Origin of the sequence: Jatrophihabitans lederbergiae (genome assembly GCF_031845305.1) — a bacterium.
Lineage (GTDB): Bacteria > Actinomycetota > Actinomycetes > Mycobacteriales > Jatrophihabitantaceae > Jatrophihabitans_A > Jatrophihabitans_A lederbergiae.
Genome location: NZ_JAVREH010000155.1, coordinates 1 through 1,520, shown reverse-complemented (window position 1 = coordinate 1,520; position 1,520 = coordinate 1). Strand labels below are relative to the sequence as shown.

Sequence of the window (1,520 nt, the reverse complement as noted above, 5' to 3'; positions counted from 1 at the left end):
GGTAGACATCCCACGCGAGTGAGTGTCAAGCAGCGACCTGAGCGGGGCCCGTCGAGAGTTCGTTCCAGGCGGCGTGCTCGTCCCAGAGTTGACCGTTCTGTAGACACCACCACATGCGGCCGATGAGCTTGTTCGCGAGGTTGCGCAGGGCGGCGTTGTGGTGGTCGCCGGCGGCGCGGCGGCGGTCGTAGTGGGCGCGCGCTCCCGGTGATTTCGTCAGTGCGGCGAAGGCCCACCAGTGGCAGGCGTCTGCGAGGCGCTTGTTGCGGACCCGGCGTGCGCTGACCTTGCGTGAGCGGCCCGAGGCTCGGGTGACGGGTGCCGTGCCGGCAAACGCGCGCAGGCCATCGGCGGTGGTGAACCGGTTGTCGTCGTCGCCGACCTCGGCCAGCACTCGGGCTGCTAGTACCGGCCCGAGGCCAGGCGCTGACCGGAGCACCGGTGCGAGAGGATGTTGCTCGAACTCCACAGCCAGTGCTGTTTGGAGCTGCTCGACCGCGGTGTGCATTGCGGTGATGATGCCGAGCAGGCCGACAACCGTGGTGCCAAGTGCCGCCTCGACCACCGCAGGCTGGCGAAGCGCGGCCGTCTTGAGATCGGTAAGGATCTGCTCGACGAGAGCGGGATCGTTACGACGCCCGCATCGTTGCAGCAACGCCACGATCCTGCGGGCGGTCAGCCTCGACCCGAGCTCCGGGGTGCTGGCCGCGGTGAGGACCGTCAGCGCTGCCTTGTGCTTGAGGTTCGGAAACGCCTGCAGCGCCTGGGGATAGAACTCCAGCAACACCGAACGCAACCGGCTGGTCATCTGGTGCAAGGACCAAATCGCCTCTTGATGCTGCCGGGCTAGCGCCTTCACCGCCCGACCGCCGTCAGTGATCAACGGCAACTGCCGGTGCTGATGCCGGTCGGTGCGCAGCACATCGGCCAACAACGCCGCGTCGCCGGGATCAGACTTCTTGCCCGACTGTCCATGGCGTTCGCGGTAGCGAGCGACCGCCCGAGGGTTGATCGGAAAGACCGTCAGCCCGGCCGTTTGAAGCGCCACCACGATCAGGTTCTTGTCCGTCTCGATCGCGACAGGCACCACCGTCGGATCCTCGCAATGCTCAGCGAGCAGCGACATCAGCTCACCGAACCCGGCGACGCCGGTGTCGATCTTGCGCCGCCCCACAACCTTGCCGTCGCCGTCCATCAGCGCGACGTCGTGGTGCGCCTCGGCCCAATCGATGCCGCAGGTGATCGTCATAGTCCTCCTGAGTAGTTCCCGGTTGGAGAGCTCGAGAGCCCGCGCGGCGACCTAATGGGAGCGCTCAAGGCGCGGCATCTCACCAGCCGATCACGAACCCGACGACTGACAGGACCACCGTCTACCTTCAGGCCTCAGCGGCCGGTTGCGTCAAATGAGTGGTCACCTGTCAGCAGCTCACCCACCACCCTGCACTCGACCTGGACCGGTGAAATCTCAGGGGCTCCTGCCAGCCGCCGCGAACCGCCGGGTCACCCCGGCCCTCCCATTA

1 protein-coding gene is annotated in these 1,520 nt (G+C 66.7%); it reads right to left on the bottom strand.

The genetic code is table 11. From position 1 onward, the window contains the following. Positions 1 to 25: 25 nt before the first annotated feature. Positions 26 to 1,249, bottom strand: a complete 1,224-nt coding sequence (locus RM423_RS24680; protein ID WP_311425685.1) for an IS110 family RNA-guided transposase — start codon at positions 1,247 to 1,249, stop codon at positions 26 to 28. Positions 1,250 to 1,520 lie beyond the last annotated feature (271 nt).